Source organism: Nocardia sp. NBC_01388 (assembly GCF_045040085.1).
In the GTDB taxonomy this organism is placed as follows: domain Bacteria; phylum Actinomycetota; class Actinomycetes; order Mycobacteriales; family Mycobacteriaceae; genus Nocardia.
In genome coordinates this window covers 7,079,654-7,103,659 of sequence record NZ_CP109553.1, presented here as the reverse complement: position 1 = coordinate 7,103,659, position 24,006 = coordinate 7,079,654, and the positions used below count along the sequence as shown (strand labels likewise).

At 66.6% G+C, this 24,006-nt stretch carries 24 protein-coding genes; 5 read left to right on the top strand and 19 right to left on the bottom strand.

Translation table 11 applies throughout. The features are described 5' to 3' along the window. Nucleotides 1-8 precede the first annotated feature (8 nt). Nucleotides 9-1,127: a S1C family serine protease gene (locus tag OG716_RS33925; RefSeq protein WP_405134464.1), complete on the bottom strand. Its 1,119-nt coding sequence runs from the start codon at nt 1,125-1,127 to the stop codon at nt 9-11. Nucleotides 1,128-1,269: 142 nt separating this feature from the next. Beyond that, on the bottom strand, nt 1,270-2,001 hold the full coding sequence (locus tag OG716_RS33920) for a ZIP family metal transporter (protein WP_405134463.1): 732 nt from the start codon (nt 1,999-2,001) through the stop codon (nt 1,270-1,272). Nucleotides 2,002-2,333: 332 nt separating this feature from the next. Between OG716_RS33920 and OG716_RS33915 the strand changes: the two genes are divergently transcribed. Both OG716_RS33915 and OG716_RS33910 read left to right on the top strand, forming a co-directional pair. Then, on the top strand, nt 2,334-3,386 hold the full coding sequence (locus OG716_RS33915) for an NAD(P)-dependent alcohol dehydrogenase (protein WP_405134462.1): 1,053 nt from the start codon (nt 2,334-2,336) through the stop codon (nt 3,384-3,386). A gap of 79 nt (nt 3,387-3,465) precedes the next feature. Beyond that, nucleotides 3,466-4,563, top strand: coding sequence for an AI-2E family transporter (locus OG716_RS33910; RefSeq protein WP_405134461.1), 1,098 nt, complete (start codon nt 3,466-3,468; stop codon nt 4,561-4,563). A 28-nt stretch (nt 4,564-4,591) separates the two neighbouring features. Here OG716_RS33910 and OG716_RS33905 read toward each other — a convergent pair whose 3' ends face one another. The 5 genes from OG716_RS33905 to aceA all read right to left on the bottom strand — a co-directional run bounded on the left by OG716_RS33905 (nt 4,592) and on the right by aceA (nt 10,474). Next, nucleotides 4,592-4,804, bottom strand: a complete 213-nt coding sequence (locus tag OG716_RS33905) for an antitoxin (RefSeq protein WP_355129111.1) — start codon at nt 4,802-4,804, stop codon at nt 4,592-4,594. A 72-nt stretch (nt 4,805-4,876) separates the two neighbouring features. After that, a complete protein-coding gene (locus tag OG716_RS33900) occupies nt 4,877-5,005 on the bottom strand; it encodes a hypothetical protein (RefSeq protein ID WP_405134460.1) in 129 nt (42 codons plus the stop codon). 205 nt (nt 5,006-5,210) lie between these two features. Further along, entirely contained in the window at nt 5,211-7,529 is a 2,319-nt protein-coding gene (metE, locus tag OG716_RS33895) for a 5-methyltetrahydropteroyltriglutamate--homocysteine S-methyltransferase (protein WP_405134459.1), read from the bottom strand. A gap of 280 nt (nt 7,530-7,809) precedes the next feature. Continuing rightward, the gene (locus tag OG716_RS33890) at nt 7,810-8,700 is read right to left on the bottom strand and encodes a 3-hydroxybutyryl-CoA dehydrogenase (protein WP_405134458.1); all 891 of its coding nucleotides are present in this window, start codon (nt 8,698-8,700) and stop codon (nt 7,810-7,812) included. A 484-nt stretch (nt 8,701-9,184) separates the two neighbouring features. Next, nucleotides 9,185-10,474: an isocitrate lyase gene (aceA, locus tag OG716_RS33885; protein ID WP_327142503.1), complete on the bottom strand. Its 1,290-nt coding sequence runs from the start codon at nt 10,472-10,474 to the stop codon at nt 9,185-9,187. Between the two features lie 455 nt (nt 10,475-10,929). Here aceA and OG716_RS33880 point away from each other — a divergent pair, with 455 nt between their 5' ends. Both OG716_RS33880 and OG716_RS33875 read left to right on the top strand, forming a co-directional pair. After that, nucleotides 10,930-12,075, top strand: coding sequence for an alpha/beta hydrolase family protein (locus OG716_RS33880; protein WP_405134457.1), 1,146 nt, complete (start codon nt 10,930-10,932; stop codon nt 12,073-12,075). Between the two features lie 111 nt (nt 12,076-12,186). Next, the gene (locus OG716_RS33875; protein ID WP_405134456.1) at nt 12,187-12,663 is read left to right on the top strand and encodes a DUF1772 domain-containing protein; all 477 of its coding nucleotides are present in this window, start codon (nt 12,187-12,189) and stop codon (nt 12,661-12,663) included. Between the two features lie 86 nt (nt 12,664-12,749). Here the strand turns inward: OG716_RS33875 and uraH are convergent, their stop codons facing one another. Together uraH and uraD are read right to left on the bottom strand one after the other, a co-directional pair. Beyond that, nucleotides 12,750-13,070 (bottom strand): hydroxyisourate hydrolase, encoded by a 321-nt coding sequence (uraH, locus tag OG716_RS33870; RefSeq protein ID WP_355129103.1) that lies wholly within the window; start codon nt 13,068-13,070, stop codon nt 12,750-12,752. Continuing rightward, nucleotides 13,067-13,576, bottom strand: coding sequence for a 2-oxo-4-hydroxy-4-carboxy-5-ureidoimidazoline decarboxylase (uraD, locus tag OG716_RS33865; protein ID WP_405134455.1), 510 nt, complete (start codon nt 13,574-13,576; stop codon nt 13,067-13,069). Before uraD ends, uraH begins: the two co-directional genes overlap by 4 nt. Nucleotides 13,577-14,089: 513 nt before the next feature. Here uraD and OG716_RS33860 point away from each other — a divergent pair. Then, a complete protein-coding gene (locus tag OG716_RS33860) occupies nt 14,090-15,118 on the top strand; it encodes an XdhC family protein (protein WP_355129099.1) in 1,029 nt (342 codons plus the stop codon). 1 nt (nt 15,119) lies between these two features. Here the strand turns inward: OG716_RS33860 and OG716_RS33855 are convergent, their stop codons facing one another. From OG716_RS33855 to OG716_RS33810, 10 genes are all read right to left on the bottom strand, one after another. Then, nucleotides 15,120-16,220, bottom strand: coding sequence for an ABC transporter substrate-binding protein (locus tag OG716_RS33855; protein WP_355129364.1), 1,101 nt, complete (start codon nt 16,218-16,220; stop codon nt 15,120-15,122). Nucleotides 16,221-16,263: 43 nt separating this feature from the next. Next, on the bottom strand, nt 16,264-16,788 hold the full coding sequence (locus OG716_RS33850) for a helix-turn-helix domain-containing protein (RefSeq protein ID WP_405134454.1): 525 nt from the start codon (nt 16,786-16,788) through the stop codon (nt 16,264-16,266). Between the two features lie 107 nt (nt 16,789-16,895). Further along, nucleotides 16,896-17,708, bottom strand: coding sequence for an ABC transporter permease (locus OG716_RS33845; protein WP_405134453.1), 813 nt, complete (start codon nt 17,706-17,708; stop codon nt 16,896-16,898). A gap of 14 nt (nt 17,709-17,722) precedes the next feature. After that, complete coding sequence (locus OG716_RS33840) at nt 17,723-18,535, bottom strand: ABC transporter permease (RefSeq protein ID WP_405134452.1); 813 nt, start codon at nt 18,533-18,535, stop codon at nt 17,723-17,725. Further along, nucleotides 18,532-19,359 carry an ABC transporter ATP-binding protein gene (locus OG716_RS33835; protein WP_405134451.1) on the bottom strand — a complete coding sequence of 276 codons (828 nt, stop codon included), beginning with the start codon at nt 19,357-19,359 and terminating at the stop codon, nt 18,532-18,534. Before OG716_RS33835 ends, OG716_RS33840 begins: the two co-directional genes overlap by 4 nt. A 99-nt stretch (nt 19,360-19,458) precedes the next feature. After that, a complete protein-coding gene (locus OG716_RS33830) occupies nt 19,459-19,866 on the bottom strand; it encodes a hypothetical protein (protein WP_355129087.1) in 408 nt (135 codons plus the stop codon). Nucleotides 19,867-19,964: 98 nt separating this feature from the next. After that, nucleotides 19,965-20,912 (bottom strand): hexose kinase, encoded by a 948-nt coding sequence (locus tag OG716_RS33825; protein ID WP_405134450.1) that lies wholly within the window; start codon nt 20,910-20,912, stop codon nt 19,965-19,967. A 112-nt stretch (nt 20,913-21,024) separates the two neighbouring features. Then, nucleotides 21,025-21,876, bottom strand: a complete 852-nt coding sequence (locus OG716_RS33820) for a class II fructose-bisphosphate aldolase (RefSeq protein ID WP_405134449.1) — start codon at nt 21,874-21,876, stop codon at nt 21,025-21,027. Next, nucleotides 21,867-22,805, bottom strand: coding sequence for a hexose kinase (locus OG716_RS33815; RefSeq protein WP_405134448.1), 939 nt, complete (start codon nt 22,803-22,805; stop codon nt 21,867-21,869). Before OG716_RS33815 ends, OG716_RS33820 begins: the two co-directional genes overlap by 10 nt. 8 nt (nt 22,806-22,813) lie before the next feature. Next, a complete protein-coding gene (locus tag OG716_RS33810; RefSeq protein WP_405134447.1) occupies nt 22,814-23,953 on the bottom strand; it encodes an N-acetylglucosamine-6-phosphate deacetylase in 1,140 nt (379 codons plus the stop codon). Between the last annotated feature and the right edge of the window lie 53 nt (nt 23,954-24,006).

The window sequence follows — 24,006 nt, the reverse complement described above, 5'->3', positions numbered from 1 at the left end:
CTGCGGGCCTAGTTCGGCGGGCCGGCGATGAGCGTGACGCTCACCGTGCGCTGCCCGCCGCCGGGCTCGTTCAGGTCGAGCCGCACCACATCCTCCGGTTTATGGAGGTTGAGTGCGGCTTTCAGCATTTGGGTGGTGCTGATCGCGCGGCCGTCCACGCCGGTGATCACCTCCCCCTCGGTGAGCCCCGCCGCGAAGGCGGGCTGCCCGTACACGGCCACATCGATGCGCGCGCCCGCGGGCTGGGCATCCGAGGTGAGAATGCCGAGGGTTGCGGTCGGGCCTATATGCACGGTGTCCGTCGGTGTGCCGGAACGGATTTGGCGCACCACCGTCATGGCGGAATCGATGGGCACCGCGTACCCCTCGGGGCCGTGGCCCAGCGCCTTCTGCAGATCCCCGGACGCCGCGGCGACCACGCCGACCACCGCGCCGTAGCGATCCGCCAGTGCCCCACCGGATTGTCCGGCGGCGACGGCCGCGGCGACTTCGATCAAGCCGTGCAACGCTTTCCGCGACATATCGACTTCGTTCCGCGCCACGATGGTGCTGTCCAGATTGGTGACCGGTCCCCCGACCGCGGTGGGCGAACCGGTGCCGCCCGCATTGCCGATGGCCAGCAGTTGGTCACCGAGCCGCAGGGCGGCGGAATCACCGACCCGCGCGATCGGAAGTCCGTGTGCCCCGGTGAGTTCGATGAGCGCGATATCGGCGCCGGAGTCGTAGCCGAGCACGGTCGCGGGATAGACCGCACCGGTGCCGACATCCGTAACCTTCACGGTGTCAGCGCCTTTGATCACGTGATGGCTGGTGAGCACCTCCCCGTCCGCGGTGAGCACGATGCCCGTGCCCGCCGCGCCCAGCCCGAACGGCTGGATGCCCGCGGTGATGTTCACGAGTGCGGGTTCGACGACATTCGATACGAGCTTGGTGTCCAGCGGCGGCAGCGGTGGTCCGAGCAGGGTCGCGGTGGGTGGGTCATGGTGAAAGGACAGACGCGCCAGGTCGCCGTGATATCCGAGGAATGCCGTGACGGCCAGGACCGCGACGAAGAGCAGAACGAGCAATCGCCCGCCGCCGGTATGAGAGGGGTCGCCTCCGGTCATGCGACGCGTGTCGTCGTGCATCGATCCCCTCCGACTGCTGTGCGCTGATCGGCTTCCGAGCATCTGTACCCTCTGGTGTACCAGGAGACAGAGCCCTCCGCGGGTCTTCGAGGTAACACATATGTACCGCCCAGTTCGCTGAGCATGTGCTCGAATCCGGCCGTCAGTGGCTCGCCGCCGCGACCAGCAGCATGAAGCCCAGCCCGAGCAGGGTGAACAGCAGCGGGGCCGTCGAGGGCTTTCCGGCATGCGCCTCCGGCAGGATGTCCGCGGTCGCGAGATACAGCAGGAATCCGGCGAAATAGCCGAGATACATACCTACGAAGGTGGTCGGGACCTTCACGAAGGTGCCGACGATCGCGCCGATGACCGGTGCGATGGCATCGGCCGCGAGCATGGCCAGACCGCGCCGCCGGGCGTTCCCGTACAGCGTGGTGAGGGTGAAGGTATTGAACCCGTCGGCGAAATCGTGGCTGATCACCGCGATGGCGACGGCCGCACCGGCCGCGGCGCCGACCTGGAAGCTGATCCCGATACTGAACCCGTCCAGGAAGCTGTGGAATACCAGCCCGGACGCGGCCACCAGCCCGACCGAGGCGAAATCGTGGTGGTGCGCACCGAATTCGTCCTCGTGCCCGGTGTGCAGCGCCACCGTCCGCTCCAGAATGTGCACGGTGAAGAAGCCGACGACCGCGGCCAGCAGCGGCACGGGCACGCCCAGCGCACTGCGGGGGTCCGCCTCCAGCGCCTCGGGCAGTAGATCGAAGGCCACCACGCCGAGCATCACACCGGCGGCCAGGCCGAGCACCAGCCGCTTGCGCTCGCCGATGCGGTCGGCCACCAGTCCGCCGGTGAAGGTGGAGCACATCGACACCAGCGCCAGCAGAATCGCCATCGGCCCAGCATGTTCCATGCTCAGCAAGGTGGTGGGGATATCCGATCAGCGAGTTCGCCCGCCGACAGTCCGGCGGGCGACATCTCGATCAATCGCTGATAATTCATGCCTAGGCAGGCATGTATTCTTGACGTTTCCCTCCCGAAGAAGAGATCCAGGCCTCACGGACTGAGTTTTCTGCTTCGCAGACGATTGCCTGCCCGGATAGCTCCGTTGAGGTCTTATATCGTCTCCACAGACTGTCACCACCCGCCCGGCGGCCGGTTCTTACGCTAGCACTAGTGTTCGAATGGCACCCCCGTTTCAGCCGGAGTCCCGCAGAGGAGTTTGTTGTGAGCACTGCAGCCGCATACGCCGTGTCTACCCCCGACGGCCATTTCGAGAAGCTCGCCATCGAACGCCGCGACCTCGGACCCAACGATGTGCTGATCGATGTGAAGTACGCGGGCATCTGCCACTCCGACATACACACCGCCCGCGACGAATGGGGTGGCGCCCGCTACCCCTGTGTGCCCGGCCACGAGATCGCGGGCCTGGTCGCCGCGGTCGGCTCGGCCGTCACCAAGCACGCCGTGGGCGACCGCGTCGGCGTCGGCTGCATGGTCGATTCCTGTGGCAAATGCGAACCCTGTCTGGCCGGCGAGGAGCAGTACTGCATCCCCGGCGCGACCATGACCTACAACACCGCCGTGGCGCCGGAGCTGCAGTCCAATGGCTACACCATGGGCGGCTACTCCACGCAGGTCGTGGTGACCGAGGGCTTCGTGGTCGGCATTCCGGAGGGCATCGGCCTGGATGTGGCCGCACCGCTGCTGTGCGCGGGCGTGACGCTGTTCTCGCCGCTGCGGCACTGGAATGCCGGACCCGGCAAGAAGGTGGCCATCATCGGTATGGGCGGGCTCGGACATGTCGGCGTGAAGATCGCCGCCGCCATGGGCGCGGAGGTCACCGTGCTGAGCCATTCGCTGAGCAAGCAGGAGGACGGTAAGCGTTTCGGCGCGCACCACTACTACGCGACCAGCGATAAGCAGACCTTCCGCGAGCTGCGCGGCAAGTTCGACCTCATCCTCAATACGGTGTCGGCGGATCTGCCGATCGACGACTATCTGCGACTGCTGGCCCTCGACGGCACCCTGGTGATCCTCGGCCTGCCCGAAAAGCCGCTCCAGGTAAAGCCTTTCACCATCGCCGGCTACCGGCGCTCGCTGGCCGGATCCATGATCGGCGGCATCGCGCAGACGCAGGAAATGCTGAACTTCTGTGCCGAGCACGGCATCGGCGCGGAGATCGAGGTCATTTCCGCGGATCGCATCGACGAGGCGTACGACCGGGTGGTCGCCAGCGATGTGCGCTACCGCTTCGTCATCGACACCGCGACCATGTAGCTCTCGCTCCGGCTCGTTCAGCAACACGCGGCGTCGTCTGCTCCCACGGAGCGGGCGACGCCGCGGCTACGTTTGCGGAGTGCCAGAGGAAGCAGACGAAACAGTCGATGTACCGCGCAGAATCACCGTCCAGTCGATCATTCCGGCGTGGCTGCCACGCGCCTATCTGATGGCGGCGGTGACGGTCGCCGGCATCGTCATCACCTTCTGGTCGCTGGCCAAATTGCAGGGCCTGCTCACCGTGCTGGTGATCTCGCTGTTCCTGGCCTTCGCCATCGAACCGGCGGTGAACTGGCTGGCCGCGCGCGGCTGGAAGCGCGGGCTCGCCACCGGCGCGGTCTTCGTCATCGTGCTGGTGGTGATCATCGGATTCCTCTGGACCATGGGCGGTTTGATCGTCGACCAGGTGACCTCGCTCATCCGGAACGCGCCGCACAATACCGAAGACGCTGTGGCCTGGATCAATTCGACGTTCCACACCGATCTGTCCGGCGCCGATATCACCGAGCGGGCCTCGGAACTGAGTTCCTCACTGGAGAAGTGGGTGGTCGGGCTGGCCGGTGATGTGTGGGGCATCGGCACCACCGCGCTCGGCGTGCTGTTCCAGGGGCTCGGGGTACTGCTGTTCACCTACTACTTCGCCGCCGACGGGCCGCGTTTCCGCAATGCGGTCTGCTCGGTGCTGCCGCCCAAGCGGCAGCGACATGTGCTGCGCGCCTGGGATATCGCCGTCGAGAAGACCGGCGGCTATCTGTATTCCCGTGCGCTGCTGGCACTCTGCTCGGCCGTCGCGCACTACGCGGCCATGCGGATACTGGGTATTCCGTCGGCGTTCGCGCTGGCGCTGTGGGTGGGCGTTGTCTCGCAGTTCATTCCGACCGTCGGCACCTATCTCGCCGGTGCGCTGCCGGTGCTGGTCGCGCTGAGTCAGAGTTCGAGCACCGCACTGTGGATTCTCGGTTTCATCGTCGTCTATCAGCAGTTCGAGAACTATGTGCTGCAACCGCGCATCACGGCCACCACCCTGGATATGCATCCGGCGGTGGCCTTCGGCGCGGTGCTCGCGGGGGCGGCGCTCTTCGGAGCGACGGGCGCACTGCTCGCCATTCCGGTCACCGCCACCGCGCAGGCCTTCATCGGCGCGTATATCCGCCGCTACGACGTCGCGCCGAGCTGAGCCCTACGTACCCTGTTCGTGCAGCGCCTTATTTGCCCTGTTCGTGCAATGCCTTTTTCGCGGCTTCCTGCACCTTGTCGACCTGACCGGCGAACTTGCCCTCGGTGCGCTCGTCGACCAGGTCACCGACCTTGTCCACCAGCGGATCCAGCTTGTCCGCATGCTCACTCGCCAGATCGGCGGCCTTGCCCGCGACATCCTTCAAATTGTCGAACAGACCCACAGTCGTCACTCCTGTCATCGAATCAACCTCGCCCACAGGCTAACCGGCGGACGCGGCGGAAACGCCGAGCGACGACTGTGTGCCGCACCGCTACTGCGGCGGCCCGGACTTCCACGGTTCCGGCGGCGACACCTGATCACCCTTGTTCTGATAGGTGTCGTCGAACTCCTTGCCGTCCTCCGGTGTATCCGGCTGATCGCCCTTCCCCGTCGGATCCATATCCGCCTCCTGTCTCGAAACTTCCTGCGCCACAGGCTAGGCGCTGTTTCGTGACCGGATCATGAATACCGCCGCAGCGTGAAACGCACCCCGCATACTCGCCCCGTCATCCCGGCACGCTCGTGGCCGGGATCCACCCCGCCAACCACAACGGCGGCACGGGTTTTCGCCCGTGCCGCCGTGATGTTCAGGTGCTTCGTGCCGGTCAGCCCTCCGACTGCGTGCGAGCGGCTTCCGCGCGGCGGCGGACGCGGCGGGCGGCCGCGACCATATTGCGCAGCGACGGGTCCAACTGCCAGTGGTGGCGGGTCTTCAGACCGCCATCCGGGTTGGCCCACAGGCGTTCCGGGGTGACGGCAGCCGCGGCGGCCGTCAGGGCCTCGTCGAGCTCGTCGATATCCGGGATGCGCGCCGAGCGGCTCTCGTACACACCCGGGCCGACGCCGTGGGTGAGCCCGCGGCCTTCGGCATTGTCCTCCTGCAGCGATTTGAGCACCCATTCGATGGAGCGGGTGGCGACGATGGCCGTCACGTCCGCATCCAGTTCCTCGATGGCCTGCACGACATCACCGCGGCTGGAATAGCCGATGTGCGTATGGATCTGGGTCGCCGCCTGCACGCCGGAGGTGGCCAGGCGGAAGGCACCGACGGCCCAGCGCAGGTATTCGGCGCGGCCCTTCGCCCGCAGCGGCAGCAGCTCGCGAATGGACGGCTCGTCCACCTGGATGATGGCGATGCCCGCCTTCTCCAGATCCACGACCTCGTCCCGAATGGCAAGCGCCACTTGGTCTGCGGTGTCGAACAACGGCTGGTCCTGGCGCACGAAGGACCGCGCCAGCATGGTGACCGGCCCGGTGACCATGCCCTTGACCGGCTTATCGGTGAGCGACTGGGCGTAGGTGGCCCATTCGACCGACATGGCGGCCGGGCGCGAGACATCGCCGTAGAGGACAGGCGGTCGGACACAACGGGATCCGTACACCTGCACCCAGCCGAAGTGCGTGGTGGCGAAGCCGTCCAACTGCTCCGCGAAGTACTGGATCATATCGTTGCGCTCGTGCTCACCGTGCACGAACACATCGAGGCCGATGTCCTCCTGCAGCCGGATGGTGGCCTCGATCTCAGCTTCGATGCGCTTGCGGTAGTCCTCGTAGGACAGCTTGCCCTGGCCCAGGTCGTAGCGGGCCTGGCGGATCGCGGTGGTCTGCGGGAACGAGCCGAGCGTGGTGGCGGGCACCAGCGGCAGATTCAGCTTGGCCTGCTGGGCGACGCGCCGCACCTCGTACGGTTCGCGCTCGCGCATCCGCTGGGTGACGTTGTACACCCGCTGCCGCACCGCGTGCTTCTGCTTGAAGTGCACCGACGTCGGCCGCTTGCGCCACTTCTCCGAGGGGCCCTCGGTGAGCGCCTTGGCCAGCGAAACCACCTCCAGGACCTTCTGTTTCGCGAAGGCCAGGCGGTCGGCGACGTTCTCCTCGAGCTCGTATTCGACGAGCAGGTCGTAGGGCACGTGCAGCAGGGTCGCGCCGGTGGAGACGACCAGGTCCGGGCAGACCTTGGACAGCGCGTTCAGGTATTCCAGCGCCACCACCCGGTCGGCGCGCCACACATTGGTGCCGCTGATGACGCCCGCGTACAGGCGCTTTCGGCCGATGCCCGGGATCTTGGCCAGATCGTCGGGGGTGATGCGGTGGTTGGCCAGGTCGAGCCCGATGGCCTCGACCTTGGTGCGCGCCAAGGCTTCCAGCGCCTCGCCGAAATCGCCGTACTGCCCCGTGACCAGCAGTCGCGGGCGCAGCGGCGCGGTCGAAAGTCGTTGGTACGCCTGCTCGAACACCTCGATGGTGGAGGGCGAGCGGTCGCTGGTGAAGCAGGGCTCGTCCAGCTGCACACAGGTGGCGCCGCGCTTGGCGAGCGCCTCGAGTAGCTCCTCGTAGACCGGTAGCAGCTTGTCCAGCAGCACCAGCTTGTCGAATTCGGTCTCGCCCGGGACATGTCCGGTCTTCGACAGCAGCAGCAGCGACAGCGGGCCCAGAATGACCGGCCGCAGTTCGATGCCCGCCGCCTTGGCCCGATCGAACTCGTCGAGCAAAGCCTCCGGGTGCAAAGAGAATTCGGTATCGGAGTCGAGTTCGGGCTGCCGGTAGTGGTACGGCGTATTGAAGAAGCGCACCAGCTCCAGCGGCGGCAGGTCGGGCCGCCCGCGCGCCATCAGGAAGTAGAAATCCAAGGGGTGCAAGCCTTCTCGATACGGCTCGAACCGCTTCGGCACCGCGCCGAACAGCAGCGCGTTGTCGAGGACGTGATCATAGAAGGAGAAGGTGTTGCCGGGGACCTGGGTCAGCCCGGTGGCCGCCAGTTCGAGGAACTGACTCTCCTGGATCTCCCGCCCGACCGCGAGCAGCTCATCGCGCTCCAGCGTGCCGTGCCAATAAGACTCGAGAGCACGCTTGAGTTCGCGGTGCAGTCCGATGCGGGGATAGCCCAGGATGCTGGATCCGAAACCATCGCTGACATTGACCATGTGCGGGACACTCCCTTCGAAGCTGCCGGTCCAACTCGACCCATTTGCAGCTTATGCTGACCCGCCTCCCCGCACCTTCAGCGCACGGCTGGGAGCCGTTCGCCGTCATGCACGCGTAGCGGCGGTCGGGTGCGGCACCGATTTTGGACGTACCCGGTGAGTTACCCGACCCTCACGAAATCAGTCGTCGCGTTCCGGAGGGAACTCACGGAGCGCCACATATCTCAGCAGCAACTGCGAGCCGCCATATGTGGGACACATAGCGGCGCTCAGCCAGGTGTTACGAACGAACAGCGGCAGGGGCGTTGTACTGGTAGAAGCCGGTCCCGGCCTTCTTGCCCAGCAGACCCGCTTCGACCATGCGCATGAGCAGCGGCGGGGCGGAGTAGAGCGGCTCCTTGAACTCCGAGTACATGGAGTCCGCGATGGACTTCACGGTGTCGAGGCCGACCAGGTCGGTGAGCGCCAGCGGGCCCATCGGGTGAGCACAGCCCAGCACCATGGCCTTGTCGACGTCTTCCTTGGTGGCGAAGCCGGATTCGACCATGCGGATCGCCGAGAGCAGGTACGGCACCAGCAGCGCGTTGACCACGAAGCCGGAGCGGTCGGCGGAGCGCACGACCTGCTTGCCGAGCACCTCGGAGGCGAACTGCTCGGCGCGCTGGGAGACCGCCTCGGTGGTCTTGAGCGTGGTGACCAGCTCGACCAGCGGCAGCACCGGCACCGGGTTGAAGAAGTGCATGCCGACAACCCGCTCGGGGTTGTTGGTGGCCACGGCGATCTTCATGATCGGGATGGAGGAGGTGTTGGAGGCCAGCACCGCGTTCGGGTCGGTGACGACCTTGTCCAGCTCGGAGAAGATGGCGGTCTTCACATCTTCGTTCTCCAGCACGGCCTCGACGACCAGCTGCCGGTCGGCGAAATCGGCGAGGTCCGAGGTGAAGCGCAGCCGCCAGGCGGTCTGCTCGCGCTCCCGCTCGGAGATCTTGCCGCTGGACACCGCGCGGTCCAGCGACCGCAGGATGCGGGCCCGACCGGCCGCGGCAAGCTCACGAGTCTGCTCGAAGACAAGGACATCGACATGTGCCCGGGCGCAAACCTCTGCGATACCCGCGCCCATCTGTCCGGCGCCGATAATGCCGACACGCTGAATCTTTTCGCTGCTGCTCACGTCCCGCTCCGTTCCGCCTCCCCGCAACTTTTGCGGGCGGCTAAGTGCCGTTGTCAGTCGGGCACCCGTACCTCCGTCAGGTTCCGAACCAATTTTGGTCGTACCCCGGGAGTTACCCCGACCGTCACGAAATCAGTTGTCGCCTACCGAACGCCTTCGGGTAAGTCTCGAAATCAAAGCTATAGGAAAAAACCCTCCCCGCCGGGGCTGTCGACGGGAAGGGAGGGTGAACACCGTCGAGGGGAACTTGCGTCCCCCTCGACGGGTTCCGGGTACCCAGAGCGGCGGAGGTTGTGATGCGACTACCGCTCTGAGTGGAAGCCCTCGAAACCCGTTGTTACGGAACGTAACAACTGATCTCGTGAGATCCGGGTAACTCCTGGGGTACGTCCAAGATTGTGTCCGTACCCAACCGCTCCTCCGCGTCCTCAGCGGTCAACGGCTCTCAGCCGTGCGCCGAAGTTGCGGAGAGGCGGAGCAGTTCTCAGTGGAACTGGCCCTCTTCGGTGGAGCCCTTGAGCGCCGCAGTCGAGGTGTTCGGGTCAACGGTGGTGGCGATGGTGTCGAAGTAGCCGGCGCCGACCTCACGCTGGTGCTTGATGGCGGTGAAGCCACGCTCGGAAGCGGCCTTGAACTCGCGCTCCTGCAGGTCGACGAAGGCGGTCATGCCCTCACGGGCGTAGCCGTACGCCAGGTCGAACATGCCGTAGTTGAGCGAGTGGAAGCCGGCCAGGGTGATGAACTGGAACTTGAAGCCCATGGCGCCGAGCTCACGCTGGAACTTCGCGATGGTCGCGTCGTCCAGGTGCGCCTTCCAGTTGAACGAAGGCGAGCAGTTGTAGGCCAGCAGCTGGTCCGGGAACTCGCTGCGAACCGACTCGGCGAACTTACGGGCGACCTCGAGGTCCGGCACGCCGGTTTCCATCCAGATGAGGTCGGCGTAGGGGGCGTAGGCCTTGGCACGCGCGATGCAGGGCTCGATGCCGTTCTTCACACCGAAGAAGCCCTCGGCGGTACGGGTGCCATCGAGGAACTCGCGGTCGCGCTCGTCCACATCGGAGGTGATGAGGGTGGCGGCCTCGGCGTCGGTGCGGGCGATGATCACCGACGGCACGTCGGCGACGTCGGCGGCCAGACGCGCGGAGGTCAGGGTGCGGATGTGCTGCTGGGTGGGGATCAGCACCTTGCCACCGAGGTGGCCGCACTTCTTCTCCGAGGCGAGCTGGTCTTCCCAGTGCACACCGGCGGCGCCGGCCACGATCATGGCCTTCTGCAGCTCGTAGGCGTTCAGCGCGCCACCGAAGCCGGCCTCGGCGTCGGCGACGATCGGGGCGAGCCAGTTGGCGACGGAGGTGTCACCCTCGACCTTGGAGATCTCGTCGGCGCGCTTGAGCGCGTTGTTGATACGACGGACCACGGTCGGAACCGAGTTGGCCGGGTACAGCGACTGGTCCGGGTAGGTGTGGCCGGAGAGGTTGGCATCACCGGCGACCTGCCAGCCGGACAGGTAGATGGCCTTCAGACCGGCGCGGACCTGCTGGACCGCCTGGTTGCCGGTGAGGGCGCCGAGGGAGTTGATGTAGTCCTCGTTGTTGACGAGGTCCCACAGGATCTCCGAGCCGCGACGGGCCAGGGTGGCCTCTTCGACGACGGTGCCCTGCAGCTTCGAAACCTGCTCGGCGGTGTAGGTGCGGGTGAGGCCCTTCCAGCGCGGGTTGGTGTCCCAATCCTGCTGGATTTCCGCGGTGGTCTTCGGGGTGCCGGTGGTCGACATCTCTGACTCCACTTCCTGTTCGGTCGGTTGGCCCCAGTGGTCGTACTCTCGCGATGTTCGAACACTGCTGGAGCAGCAATTTGCAGGCTTGCTATGCCCGCGGGGTGTACTTCCACACGATGGCACAACAAAAAATGTCCGTCTACCTGTTGCAAGTGTGAATCCACGCTAGCTTTCACGAGGCTTTTGCTAAGCCTGCGAAATTTGCTTGCTAATAGCAGCCGTGGAATCTACTTGCGAGTAGCCCTGACGTGCAGTTTTGCATAACGCCCGTACTGTTTGGGTGACGAGGGCCACCGGCACGCGACGCGCCGATGTCCGGCGAGCTGTGAGCACCTTCACATTCGATTGTGATCTTGATAGGTGTGGGGGTGACCACCCGGGGTACCGATAAGGCCCTAATCTGGGCAAGCGTCCAGGCTAGGTGCGACGTCAGCGAACCAAAGGAGACACCGATGCGGAAACGATGGATGTCCACGACGGCCCTGGCCGCCACTTCGATCGCGGTGCTGGCAGGCGCGCCGAGCGCGACCGCCGACCCGGCCGGCGAGATCGGCACGGTGACTTCCGTCGAGCCCCTCGCGCCCGCCGCGGTACTGCCCGGCTCGGCCCATTCCGAGCGCATCCTCTACGGCAGCACCACCGCGAACGACCAGCCGACAACCACCAGTGCGGCCGTGTACTTCCCGCCCGGCGAAGCGCCCGCCGGCGGCTGGCCGGTCATCGCCTGGGCGCACGGCACGGTCGGGCTCGGCGATCAGTGCGCGTACTCCATTGCCGGACCGGCCGCGGTGGACCGCGATTGGGCCTATCTGGGCACCTGGCTGAACCAGGGCTACGCCATCGTCGCCGCCGACTACGCGGGACTGGGCACGCCGGGCGATCATCCCTATCTCAACGGCACGGTCGAGGCACACAATGTGGTGGATGCGGTCAAGGCCGCGACCAGCCACTATTCCTCGCTGGCGAAGAAGTGGGTGGTGGTCGGCCAGTCGCAGGGCGGCGGCGCGGCGGTCGTCACCGCGCGCTACGCGACCGAATTCGGCGAGCCCGGCCTGGACTACCGAGGCGGAGTCGGCACCGGCGTACCGGCCTATATCGAGGACATTCTGCTGCCGCTGGGGCCGGGCGTGCCGCCGGTCAAACTGCCGGCGCACAGCACCGGTTATGTGCTGTACATCCTCAACGGCCTGCGGGCCACCTACCCCGAGCTGAATATCGAGTCCTACCTCAATGATTCGGGCCGCTACTGGCTCGATCGCGCCAACGGCTCCTGCCTGGAGTCGCTGGGCGAGGAGCTGACCGCGAACAATGTGGTGGTCGGCAATCTCTTCTCGCGGCCGCTGTCGCAGATCCCGGATCTGCAGGGCATGCTCGCGCGGGTCATGGGCCTGCCCGAATCGGGTTATGACAAGCCGCTTTTCATGGGCCAGGGTCTGCTCGACACCGATGTGATCATGCCGGCGACGCTGGCGTTCGCGGCCAAGCTGCAGGCGAACGGTCAGCCGGTCACCCTGCACACCTATCCGACCACGCACGACGGCACCGTGAATGCCTCACTGCCGGACTCGGTTCCGTTCGTGCGCAATCTTTTCTCCTGATCAGGACCCTCCTCCACACTTAAATCTAGCAACGCTAGACAGACTAACTGCGCCACTGTTATGGTTGCTTCAGTTCCTAGCGATGCTAGATTTCAGAGGAAGAGGCCCCCGATGCTCACCACCACCGGCCAGATCATCGCCATCGCCGCCGTACTCGCCAATGGCGCCGTCTACGGCACCGATATCTGCGCGTCGGTCATCACCCGCTCGGTCAACAAGCACCTCGACGACGCACAGGTGACCGTCGCCGCCGGCTGGGGCCACTTCTACGGCGACAAGCGCATGCCGGCCTTCGGTGCGGGCGGCGTCGTCACCGCGGTACTCACCACCATCGTCGCCGCCGTCGCGGGCCAGATCGGCGCGGCCGTCGCCGCCGGTATCGCCGTCATCGCCCTGCTGACCTGGCTGGGCTTCTACGTCCGCGTCGCCAAGCCGATCAACACCGCCCAGACCGCGGCCGCACAGTCCGGCATCATTCCGCCGAATGCCCGTGCCCTGCAGGACAACTGGGACAGCATCCTCCCCTACCGCGTCGGCCTCCAGGCCATCGCCCTCGCCGGCCTGGCCGCCTCGATCGCCCTCTTCTGAGCCGGACGCCATACCGAAATCGGCCCCGCACCAATAGGTGTGGGGCCGATTCGATCGATCAGGCGTGGACCGATTCGATCGACCGGTCAGCTGCCCCGGTAGGTCGAGAAGGCGAAGGGCGAGAGCAGCAGGGGGACGTGATAGTGGCGTTCCTCGATGACCGAGAAGGCGATACTCACCTCGGGATAGAAGGCGTCGACGGCCTGCGCCTCGAAATATGCTCCGGTCGCGAAGAGCAGCCGGTAGTCACCGGCCGCGAGTTCGCCGCCCAGTCCGGCGATGCGCCCGTCGGCATCGGTGAACCCCGACCCCAATTCGTCACCACCCCAGGCGAACAGCGTCACCTCGACCCCGGCGGCGGGTGTGCCCCGCACGGCGTCGAGCACATGGGTACTGAGCGAGCTCATACCGTCACCCCCGTAGTCAGCAGGCGTCGCAGCCGGATCCGGTTGATCTTCGCCAATTCCTCTCGCACGATGCGCCTTTCGGTAGCGGGTTCGTTTCCGAGACGAGCGGTGAGCACCTCCAGCAGTTCCTCCGGTGTCCGCCCGGTGGCGCACACCAGGTACACATGCCCGAATTTTGCCTCGTACTCCCGGTTTCCGGCGGTGATGGCGGTGCGCACGGCGGTGTCGGCAGTGGCCATGCCGGCTTGTTCGCGCGCCGAGTTCGCGCTGTCCGGCCGCTCCCCGATGCGGGGATGTCCGGCGAGCGCCCGGTCGATCTCGGCTTCGCTGATCTCCCCCAGCTCCGTATCGGCGGCGCGCAGCACCTCGTCGATGGTCGCGTAGGGCCGTCGTGCCGCCACCGCCTGCGCCCAGGCGGGCGACGAGCAGCATGTCAGCAACATGTCCGCCGCGGCCGTCTCGGGCAGTGCGGCGAATTCGTCCAGGCCGATCCTGTTCTCCGTCATCGCTCTCCAGGATCGGTCATGGTTACGGCCTTCGCCACTCGAGCAGCGAATATCGGCGCGCGGCGCTACCCTCGCGGGCATGAGCTCGGAATGCCGCGATCAGAGGGTGCCGCCGACCGGCGCCGGAGACCGGCGCGGTATGCCGAAAGCACTGGCCGGTGCGGGAATCCGCCAGGTCTCGCAAACCCCTCGCATTGCTCTCGGACCGCTGCAGAACAGGTCGCGAACGGGAGATGTCCGCCCGCAGCACAACGTTGCGGCGGGGATAACCCCCGTGGGGATTACTCGCATGAGGATTACTGCGCTCGGGATTGCCACCGGTGGCGATACCGCATCCTTGATTGTGCTCGGTCCGAAGCACGGAGCGGGCGCTTGTGTGAATGCCACGGGAAATTCTGGTGCCAGGACTTATTTGCGCAGAAGAGCGGATATGGTGTGCGTCACGTGTGATGACCTTGCGACGGGGATCGAATGGGACTACCCGTGCGGCACACGGTGATCGGGAGCAAGTAAATGCGGGATATCGTCGACGACCTACTTCGCGTATGGCACAGCGGGCGAACGGGCGGCCTGGCCACCCTGGTGCGGACGGTCGGACCGACACCCCTGCCGATCGGTGCGGCAATGGTCGTGGATGCGGAGGGCCGGGCCTTCGGTTCGGTGTCGGCGGGATGCGCGGAAGCCGCGGCCTACGAGGCGGCCCTGGAGGCAGCCCACACCGGCCGCCGCGGGCTGCACCGCTTCGCGCCCGGCAGCGGCCTGGATGCCGGTATGGATTGCGGCGGCACCCTCGATGTCTTCACGGAACCGTTCTCACGCAGGCATTTTCCCGAATTCCCGGATGTGGCCGCCGATATGGTGGCGCAGCGTCAGGTCACCGTGTTCACGGTGGTGTGGCACAACGATCCCGATGTGATCGGGCAGCATCTGATCACCGATCGCAAACACGGCACCGAGCTGGTGTCGCTGCCGGATTCGGATGTGTTCGTCTCCTCCTTCACCCGCCCGCCGCGCCTGATCATCGTGGGCGCCAATGCGATTGCCGGTGCGCTCGCGATCCAGGCCAAACTGCTCGGCTATCGGGTGACGGTCTGCGATGCCCGCGCCACCTTCGCCAATGCCGATGCCTATCCCGGCTGCGAAGTGGTGGTCGACTGGCCGCACCGCTATCTGAACACCCTGGCGGCGGCGGGTGAAATCACCTCCAGCACAGCGGTGGTGGTGCTCTCACACGACGCCAAATTCGAGATCCCGCTGCTCACCATCGCGCTGCGACTACCCGAGCTGGGCTTCCTGGCCGCCCTGGGTTCGACCGCCGCGAACGCCCATCGCATGGAGGCGCTGCAGGCCGGCGGCTTCGACGACGAAACCCTCTCGCGCCTGCACGCCCCGGCGGGGCTGGATCTGGGTGCTCGCACCCCCGCCGAGACGGCCGTGTCCATTGCCGCGGAATTGCTGGCGGTCCGCAATGAAACGACCGCCGAGCCGCTGTCCAGTCTGGGCGGCTCGATCAGTCAGCATTCGTCGTCGCTGGTCTCCTGATTCAGGCGATCGGCGCCTTCAATTCGGGATGCTCCGCGTAGACCTCTTTGAGAATCGACATATCGAAGAGCTTGTCGGCGGTAATGCTGATCTTGGCCTTGCCCAGCGCCGCAATGTTTTTCGCGATGAGATCGTCCGACATGGTGAACAGCCCATTGGCCTGCGACTCCGGCGAGACGACCAGACCGTTCTGCGCCGTGACCTCCTTGGTCTGCTCGCCGAGTTCGAGCCGCTGATCCTTGCCGTACACCTCCACAGCCAGTCGCGCCGCCTCGGCGGAATTGGCCACCGCGTCCCGCCAGCCCTTGATATCGGCGGCCAGCCAGGCCTTCAGCTTCTCGCGCTCATTGTCGATCGTCCGCTGATTCACGGTCAGCGATTCGGCGACGAGCGGTAGCCCGAAGTCCGCGAAGAGGAAATTGGCATTGGCGAAGCCCTTGGCGGCCAGGGTGATCGGCTCATTGGTGACATAGCTGACCCAGCCGTCGACCTCACCGTTGGCGAGCGGTGACGGATCGAACTGCGCGGGCACGATGGTGACGTCACTCGGCGACATGCCGTTCGCGGTCAGCAGCGCGTTGAAGATGAGCTGATTGGTGTCCTGCACACCGATCTTGCGGCCCTTCATATCCTGCGGCGAGTGAATGGGTTTCGCGGCCGAGCTCACGATGCAGAACGGGTTCTTCTGATAGGTGGCGCCCACGATCTTGGCGTTCAGGCCCTCAAGCACCGCGGGCGCGGTGGTCTGCGGCGCGGACATGCCGATCCAGATCTTGCCGGTGGTCAGACCGGCTTCCACCGAGGTGCTGGCCGCGCCGCCCGCGACCAGATTCACCGATCCGAACCCGGCGTCCTTGAAGTAGCCCTTCGAATCGGCGAAGTATTCACCCGCGAATTCGATGTTCTTCAACCAGGACAGCTGTACGGCCACCGTCCCGTATTTCGAACCGTCACTGGTGGTGCCATTGTTGGACCCGGACGAATCCTTGCCGCAGGCGGCGAGGACTCCGCCGCCGGCGACCACGCCGGCGGTGAGCCCGGCGAAGCGGAAGAAGGATCGCCGATCCAGGGACAGCGGGGAGGCCGGAACCGGCCGGGACATACGACTCATAGACCGAATCTAGGGTGTGTCAGTTTCCATCGTTTTACTTTCGCATTTCCACTACCACCCGGGTACCCGGCAGCAACGCACTGGCAGTCAATCCGAACATGGCGTGGAACGTATCGCTGAAATGACTAGGCGACGCGAATCCGGCTTCGATTGCCGCCGTGGTGAAATCCGCGCCCTCCCCCACGGCCCGCGCGACGTGCGCCATCCGCGCCCAGAGCCGGTACCGGCGGAAGCTGGTCCCGGTCTCCGCCGAGAACGAATGCAGGAATCGGGGGACCGAGAGCTTCGCCGCCGCGGCGAGTTCGGCCGCCGTGGGGTTGGCGGCAAAATCGCTGCGAATAGTTTTCAGCGCGGCATCGATCCGCGGATCCATGGCCACCGGATCGATGTAGAAGAAGAGCATCCGCTCCCCACCGGCAATGACCTGATGTGTGGTGCGCGGCGGAATGAGTGCACCGCGCACGCACTGCTGGGTGTGGCAGCGGCGAATGTGGGTGGTATTCGCACGAGAGCGGTCCTGGCGGTGGCGGCCGCACTGGGCGGCATGCGCCGGGCGCATTGTTCCCCGCGCGCTCGACCGCTCCGTCAGGTTCTATCCGATGTGGTTCTACTGCGGTGTGGAGCTGATCGCAGCCGGGTTGCTCTGTGCCGCTGCGTGATCCGGGCTCAGTCGTGGCCGCGCTGGGGGGCGAAGCGGGCGAGGACCAGATTCTCCAGGACGCCGACCACCGCGTAGGCGCAGACCGAGACGACCGTGACCAAGGCGATCGAGGCCCAGAGGCGGTTGTACTGGAAGGTCGGGATGGCGCGGATCAGGCCCGCTCCCAATCCGGTTCCGCTGCCGAGCCATTCGCCGAGCAGCGCGCCGATCAGGGCGCCCGGCACCGAGACTCGGGCGGCCGCGAAAACCGAGGGCAGGGCGGCGGGAACCGACACCATCCGCATGGCCGTCCAGGGTGAGCCACCATATGCGGCAACAAGTTCCATGGCCTGGCGGGGTGCGCCGCGCAGGCCGGTCATGATCATGACCAGGGCCGGGAAGAACACCACGACCGCCGTCAGGACGGTGACGCCGAGCAGTCCGCGGCCGAATACCAGCACGATGATCGGGGTCAGCGCCACCAGCGGCACCGAGCGCAGCAGCATGGCGACCGGCATGAAGGCCTGCGCGATGGCGGGTACGCCGACGAAGAGGGCGGCCACCAGCAGCGCCCCGCCCATGCCGAGGCCGAAGCCGACGGTGGCGTCGCGCAGGGTGATTCGCATTTCGGCGAAGAGCGCCTGGCGGGCCGTACCCGAGTTCGGACCTGTCACCAGATAGGTCCAGACATCGCCCGGACTCTTGCCGACCAGGCCGACCTGCGGGTACAGCGCCAGGAACCCGTACCAGAGCACCACCAGCAGGATCAGCGAAACCACCAGTGGCAGCAGGAATTTCCCGATGGGCCGCAGTACCTGCAATGCCTTCAGTGTCTTCATGGCCTGCTCGTTTCTCATTGCGCCTCAGCTCGGGTCCACGGCAGCGCCAGTCGCGCCACCAGGGACACCACGGCGTAGCCGAGTCCGGCGAGCGCGGCGGCGGCCAGGGCCATACCCCAGGTGCGCGGCACATTGTAGGAGGTCTGCGCGGCGGTCAGCGCCACCCCGATACCGCTGTCCACCCCGCCCAGATATTCGCCGATGATCGCGCCGAGCACCGCGGACGGCGCGGCGATTTTCAAGGCCGCCAGGGTATTCGGCAGCGCCGAGATGAGCTGCACCTGCCGCATGCGCTGCCAGCGCCCGCCGCCGTACGCGCGCACCAGATCGAGACTGGTGCTGTCGGCCGAGCGCAGCCCGGTCACCGCACCGACCATGGTGGGAAAGAAGCAGTACATGGCGGCCAGGAACACCGTCGGGGTGCGCCCGCCGAAAACCACCAGAATGATCGGCCCGAGCGCCAGCAGGGGCGTGCAGTAGCTGAGGATGGCCAGCTGGGTGACCAGCATTTCGATCGGCGGAATCAGCACCACCAGCAGCGCCAGCACGATCGCGAGCGCATTGCCCCACACGAACCCCTGCAGCGCACCCTGGGCCGTGACCCGGAAGTTGGGCCCGTACAGCGCCCAGCCGTCGCTGTACATGGTGTGCAGCACCAGCCACGGTCCCGGGATGGTGCCGTTCGCGACCTTCATGGCCGCCAGCAGCGCCCAGACCGCGAGCAGCGCGACGATCCCCGCCAGTCCGCCGAGTCCGGTCGAGGGTAGGCGGGCGCGAAGCGCGGACCAGCCGCGCGCCGTCTCGACTTCCGTTGCCACGCCGGTCATTCCGCCACCACCCCGCCTTGCCCGGTGCGACCGAACAGCAGTTCGGAGAGGTAATCGCAGAGCTTGTGGAATTCGGGGGTGCGCATCATCTCGGGCGTGCGCGGGCGAGGGAGGTCGATATCGACCATCTCGACGACGCGGCCCGGTCGCGGGCTCATCACCGCCACCACGTCCGAGAGGAAGACAGCTTCGGCAATGCCGTGCGTGACCATCAGTGTGGTAGCGGGCTTTTCGGTCCAGATGCGCAGCAGTTCCAGGTTCAGCCGCTGGCGCGTCATATCGTCGAGTGCGCCGAAGGGTTCGTCGAGCAGCAGGATGCTGGGCTTCACCACCAGGGCGCGGGCGATCGAAACCCGTTGCCGCATACCGCCGGACAGCTGTGCGGGCTTGGCCTTCTCGAAGCCTTCGAGGCCGACCAGCGCGACCAGGTCCGCGATCAGCTCCGGATCCGCGGGCAACCCCGCGACCTGCAGCGGCAGCTTGATATTGGATTCCACACTGCGCCAGGGCAGGAGCGCCGAATCCTGGAAGGCGATACCGAATTCGTGCCGCCGCCGCAGCTCCGCCGGGGTCTCGCCATTGATGCGGGCGGTGCCGGCGCTCGGGGTGTCGAGTCCGGCCAGAATGCGCAGGATGGTGGATTTCCCGCATCCGGACGGGCCGAGCAGCGACAGGAACGCCCCCTGCGCGGTATGCAGATCCACCGCGTCCAGCGCGGCGACGCTGCGCCGCCCGGACCGGAAGGTCTTGCTCAGACCGCTGATATGAATGCCTGTTCCTCCGGCGGCAACGTCCGAACTCACTGGGCCGACTTCCGAACTCATAGGGTCACGGTAAAGGCCGGGAATTGCGCGGACATTGCGAATCGGGCGACGAGATGACCAACCTGTTACGGCCGATGACCGAACTCGATTACCGAACCTTCACCAGGCGGCGGGTTCGAACCAGTCCCGGGCTTCCCGGCGAAAGAGCAGCACGATCACCGCGAGCGCACTGATCGGCCCGAGCGGCCCCGGCGGATGCCCCTCGGTAATGGACGGCACCGTCCAGAACATTTCCAGCACGGCCAGCAGAATCGCCCCGATCCGCACCGACTGCCCTACCGACTGGAAGGTCAAGGCCACCAGCCCGAGCAGCCAGCTGGGCAGGAACGGTACGGCCGTCTCCATCGCGGACCGGGCGCCCAGCAACCATCCGGACGATGCGGCACACAGAATCCCCACCACGGCCATCCCGACCGCGATCACCTGTGCCGCGCGCACCGCCCGCGGCATTCGGTATGTCTCATCCAGGTCCGGCCCCTGATCGGGCGGCATTCGGAGGTCCGACATCCCACCGAATTTACCCCGTCATCCACCGCCTCCCCCGAAACCACGCCGCCGCTACAGGTCAGTCATTTCCGACAAAACGGGCGGCTGCGCGGGCGGCACTACGGCCGGGCGGCAACGGGTTCGAGTTCGGTCACCCGGACGGTGGGAGTGAGGCGATCCCGGAGCACACGATCGATCTCACCCGCGACCGGAATGACAACGGCGGCCGCGGAGGTGGCGACCGCATCGATGAGAAGGGTCGGCCAGTGCGGAGCCGGATTGGCGGACAGGCCGGAGATGACCGCCGCGACAGCGGCGTCCCCCGCGCCGGTGGGATTGCCCGCAAGCGCTTTCGGTAGCGCGGCGGACCACGCCCGGCCGGCGGTCACGGCGATCATGCCGAGCCCACCGCGGGTGACGATGACCGCGCCGGCACCGTCCGCGATGAGCGGATCCACGGCAGCCAGGATTTCCGAGGCGGTACCGGCGGGACGGCCGGTGAGCCGTTCCAATTCCTCGATATTGGGCATGAGGACCACCCCGGGCACCTTGGCGGAGAGTTCGAGCGCCGCGCCGTCCACATCACAGATGGTGGGCACCCCGGCGCGCACCGCGGTCCGGGCGAGCTCGGCGGGCATGCCGGCGTCGACGCCGCCGGGCAGCGATCCGGCAATCACCATGCCGCTCATATCGGACAGCATTCCGGCCACCCGCACCCGCAACTGGTCCACGGCGTGCGGTTCGGAAATGCGCGGTCCGGGTTCCCACAGCGCGGTGGCGGTGCCGTCATCGGATTCGCTGATCACGACGGTGCGGCGCACCCACGGCAGCGCGTGCACGAAGTCGACCGGCATCTCCAATTCGGCCGCGGCGGCGAAGGAGTGGTCCGAGAACCCGGTGGCGCGTGCGTACTTGCCCAGCTGATTGAGCACCCGGTTCACATTGATACCGCGACCGCCGAGCCGCTGGTCCACCGATCGCACCCGATGCGCACGACCCCGCTCGAAATGCTCGACCCGGTACGTCATGTCGTAGGCGGGGTTCATGGTCACGGTGAGGATCACCACTACAGCTAGTCCACGTCCGAGCAACGGACGCAACCCCCAAACCTCGCGAAAGGTCAGCAAAGAGGTTCGCAAAGGCAGCAATTCGTGCGAGGAATACTTGCTGGTCGAAAGCTCAGTTCGGCACGGCGCGCAGCGTGCGGGCCGCAATGACGCGCAGGTGGTGTTCGACATCCCGCTGAATGCCGGAACGTCCCGGGCCTAGGTACTTTCGCGGATCCGACGTTCCGGGGGCGGCGGCCAGGGCGATGCGGACGGCCTCGGTGAGCGCGATATTCAGGCGGGTGCCGTAATTGATCTTGACCATGCCGTGCCGGACGGCCGCGCGCAGACCCTCGTCGGGCACGCCGGAGGAGCCGTGCAGCACCAGTGGAATATCGAGAGCCGCGGCGAGGCGGGTGATGAGCTCCTCGTCCAGTAGCGCGGCCCGCGTCTGCATGGCGTGCACCGACCCGACCGCCACGGCCAGGGCGTCCACACCGGTGGCGGCGGCAAAAGCGGCCGCCTCGTCCGGATCGGTGCGCACGCCCGGCGCGTGCGCGCCGTTCTTGCCACCGACCTCGCCGAGTTCCGCTTCCACGAAAACCTCCCGCTCATGACACCAGCGCGTGATTTCTGCTGTCGCAGCGATGTTTTCGCCGTACGCGAGCACGGCGCCGTCGTACATGACCGAGCCGAGTCCGAGCTCGACCGCCTCCCGGATCAGTGCGGTATCCGTCGCATGATCCAGATGCACCGCGAGAGCGGCCGTACTGTCCTCGGCGATCGCCAGGCAAGCGCGGCCCAGTGGTCTGAGACCACCGTGATACTTCACCGTATTCTCTGAAATCTGCAGTATCGCAGGCCTTTCGGTGGCTTCGGCCGCAGCGGCGATGGCTTCCGCATGCTCGAGGGTGATGACATTGAAGGCGCCGAGTCCGCCCGGCCCGGCCAGCTCGATCAGTCTCGGGACAGGTGTCAAAGGCATGGCTGCTCCTGAATATTCGGCCCGCCCACCGGTTCCACTCGAACCTGTCGAATGAGGCGATCCCGCAGTTCGTGGTCGATCTCGCCGGCCACCGGCCGGGCCACGGCCGCCGCCGAGGTGGCGACGGCATCGGCAAGCAGCGCGGGCCAGCCGATTCCGGCGGCCAGTCCGGCAATGACGGCAGCGGCGGCGGCATCACCCGCACCGGTCGGATTACCGGAGATCACCTCCGGCGAGTGCGCGGACCAGGCGCAGGTCGCGGTGACGGCCACCATGCCCGCGTGGCCCCGGGTGGCGACGATCGCGGCGACTCCGGCATCCAGCAGGGGCTTCGCCACCGTCACCACTTCGGCGGAAGTGCCCGGCGCGACACCTGTCAGAGCAAGCAGCTCATCGGTATTGGGCATGAGCACCACGCCCGGCACCCGCACCGCCGCGTGCAGCGCCGCACCGTCGACATCACAGATGACGGGGATTCCGGCGGCGACCGCGAGCCGCGCCAGCTCGGCCGGGAAGTCGGGCCGCACCCCGCCGGGCAGCGAACCGGAGATCACCAGGCCCCGGGTCGCCGGCAGTAGCTCACCGATCCGGCGGCGCAGATCCGCCATGGCCCGCTCCGGATCGGCCAATTCCGCACCCGGCTCCCACAATCCGGTGGTGGTGCCGTCGGCCTCACTGAGGACGACGGTGCGCCGCACCCGCGGCAGCGCGGTCACGAAGTCGACCGGCAGTTCACGCGCCGCCTCGACGGCGAAGGCGTGATCGGCGAATCCCATTGCCACGGAACTGTTCCCCAGCGCCTTCAGCACCCGCGAGACATTGATTCCCTTACCGCCGATCCGCTGCGTCAGCACCGGAACCCGCTGCACCGCACCGTATTCGAAGCGATCGAGCCGATAGGTCAGGTCGTAGGCGGGATTCATGGTCACCGTGAGAATCACAGCCAGCGCCCCCGATACAGCACCCGGCGCAACGCCAATTCGTCGTCGACCACCAGAAGATCCGCATATCCCCCGGCGCGCACCTCACCGACATCGGCCAGACCGGCAATGCCCGCCGGTGTCGCGGTGGCCGCGCGCACCGCGTCGGCCAGGGACACACCGCATTCACGCACCGCCCAGACCAGGCACCGCAGCAGATGCGCGGTGCCACCGGCGATGGAACCATTCGCGATACGCGCCACCCCATCGCTGACCCGCACATCCTGCGATCCGAGCCGGTAGGCGCCGTCCGGCATCCCGGCCGCCGCCATGGCATCGGTGATCAGCGCGACCCGCCCCGGAGCGACAGCGAAAGCCAGTGCGCCGAACCCGGAGTCGACGTGCACCCCATCCCCGATCAGCTCCACCGAGGCATTGCCACCCGCCGCGGCCGTAAGCGCGGCGGCCACCGGCCCAGCCGATCGATGGTGCAGCGGCGGCATCCCGTTCCCGAGATGGGTCACCGAACGCGCAGGACCGTGAGGCCGCAAAGCCTCCCGGAAGCACGCGAAGTCGGCATCACTGTGCCCGAGCGAGACCGTCACCCCGTGATCAGCCAATAATCCTGCCACGGAATCGAATCCGGGAAGCTCCGGCGCCAAAGTCATGATTCGCAGCTGCCCACCGGCAGCAGCGAGCAGCCGCCGCACCAGCCCCGCATTCGGATCGATGAGATACCGCGGATCGTGCGCACCGCAGCGTTTTGCCGCCAGGAAGGGCCCTTCGGCATAGATCCCCCCGATCACCCCGGACTCGGCCAGTTCCCGCAGCGCCGCGACCTGCGCCACCATCGCGTCCGGTGCGGCGCTCACGATCCCCGCCAGCACGGTGGTACTCCCCCGCGCCCGGTGATACTCCGCAGCCCCCGCCGCCTCCCCCTGATCCACGGTGTCGAACCGATGCCCCGCACCCCCGTGCACATGGATGTCGACCAACCCGGGCAGTACCGTCCCCTCGAACGGCAATTCCGCCGAACTCGGATGCGTCGCAACCCATTCGGCAAGAGAGTGCACCGCGGTGATCCGCTCCCCCGCCACAGAGATCACCCCGTCGGCGACATCTTGCGTGGCCGAGAGGACTCGCCCGCGAATATGCATCCCCGCATCAGAACCCCACCTGCCGGCACCCTGCTCCGCCCGGCCTCCTCCGC

What these genes read in the sequence shown, in the direction of transcription:
- OG716_RS33925 (WP_405134464.1), bottom strand. Translation starts at nt 1,127, where the DNA reads ATGCACGACGACACGCGTCGCATGACCGGAGGCGACCCCTCTCATACC.
- OG716_RS33920 (WP_405134463.1), bottom strand. Translation starts at nt 2,001, where the DNA reads ATGGCGATTCTGCTGGCGCTGGTGTCGATGTGCTCCACCTTCACCGGC.
- OG716_RS33905 (WP_355129111.1), bottom strand. Translation starts at nt 4,804, where the DNA reads ATGACAGGAGTGACGACTGTGGGTCTGTTCGACAATTTGAAGGATGTC.
- OG716_RS33900 (WP_405134460.1), bottom strand. Translation starts at nt 5,005, where the DNA reads ATGGATCCGACGGGGAAGGGCGATCAGCCGGATACACCGGAGGACGGC.
- metE (WP_405134459.1), bottom strand. Translation starts at nt 7,529, where the DNA reads ATGGTCAATGTCAGCGATGGTTTCGGATCCAGCATCCTGGGCTATCCC.
- aceA (WP_327142503.1), bottom strand. Translation starts at nt 10,474, where the DNA reads ATGTCGACCACCGGCACCCCGAAGACCACCGCGGAAATCCAGCAGGAT.
- OG716_RS33880 (WP_405134457.1), top strand. Translation starts at nt 10,930, where the DNA reads ATGCGGAAACGATGGATGTCCACGACGGCCCTGGCCGCCACTTCGATC.
- OG716_RS33875 (WP_405134456.1), top strand. Translation starts at nt 12,187, where the DNA reads ATGCTCACCACCACCGGCCAGATCATCGCCATCGCCGCCGTACTCGCC.
- uraH (WP_355129103.1), bottom strand. Translation starts at nt 13,070, where the DNA reads ATGAGCTCGCTCAGTACCCATGTGCTCGACGCCGTGCGGGGCACACCC.
- uraD (WP_405134455.1), bottom strand. Translation starts at nt 13,576, where the DNA reads ATGACGGAGAACAGGATCGGCCTGGACGAATTCGCCGCACTGCCCGAG.
- OG716_RS33860 (WP_355129099.1), top strand. Translation starts at nt 14,090, where the DNA reads ATGCGGGATATCGTCGACGACCTACTTCGCGTATGGCACAGCGGGCGA.
- OG716_RS33855 (WP_355129364.1), bottom strand. Translation starts at nt 16,220, where the DNA reads ATGTCCCGGCCGGTTCCGGCCTCCCCGCTGTCCCTGGATCGGCGATCC.
- OG716_RS33850 (WP_405134454.1), bottom strand. Translation starts at nt 16,788, where the DNA reads ATGCGCCCGGCGCATGCCGCCCAGTGCGGCCGCCACCGCCAGGACCGC.
- OG716_RS33845 (WP_405134453.1), bottom strand. Translation starts at nt 17,708, where the DNA reads ATGAAGACACTGAAGGCATTGCAGGTACTGCGGCCCATCGGGAAATTC.
- OG716_RS33840 (WP_405134452.1), bottom strand. Translation starts at nt 18,535, where the DNA reads ATGACCGGCGTGGCAACGGAAGTCGAGACGGCGCGCGGCTGGTCCGCG.
- OG716_RS33835 (WP_405134451.1), bottom strand. Translation starts at nt 19,359, where the DNA reads ATGAGTTCGGAAGTCGGCCCAGTGAGTTCGGACGTTGCCGCCGGAGGA.
- OG716_RS33830 (WP_355129087.1), bottom strand. Translation starts at nt 19,866, where the DNA reads ATGTCGGACCTCCGAATGCCGCCCGATCAGGGGCCGGACCTGGATGAG.
- OG716_RS33820 (WP_405134449.1), bottom strand. Translation starts at nt 21,876, where the DNA reads ATGCCTTTGACACCTGTCCCGAGACTGATCGAGCTGGCCGGGCCGGGC.
- OG716_RS33810 (WP_405134447.1), bottom strand. Translation starts at nt 23,953, where the DNA reads ATGCATATTCGCGGGCGAGTCCTCTCGGCCACGCAAGATGTCGCCGAC.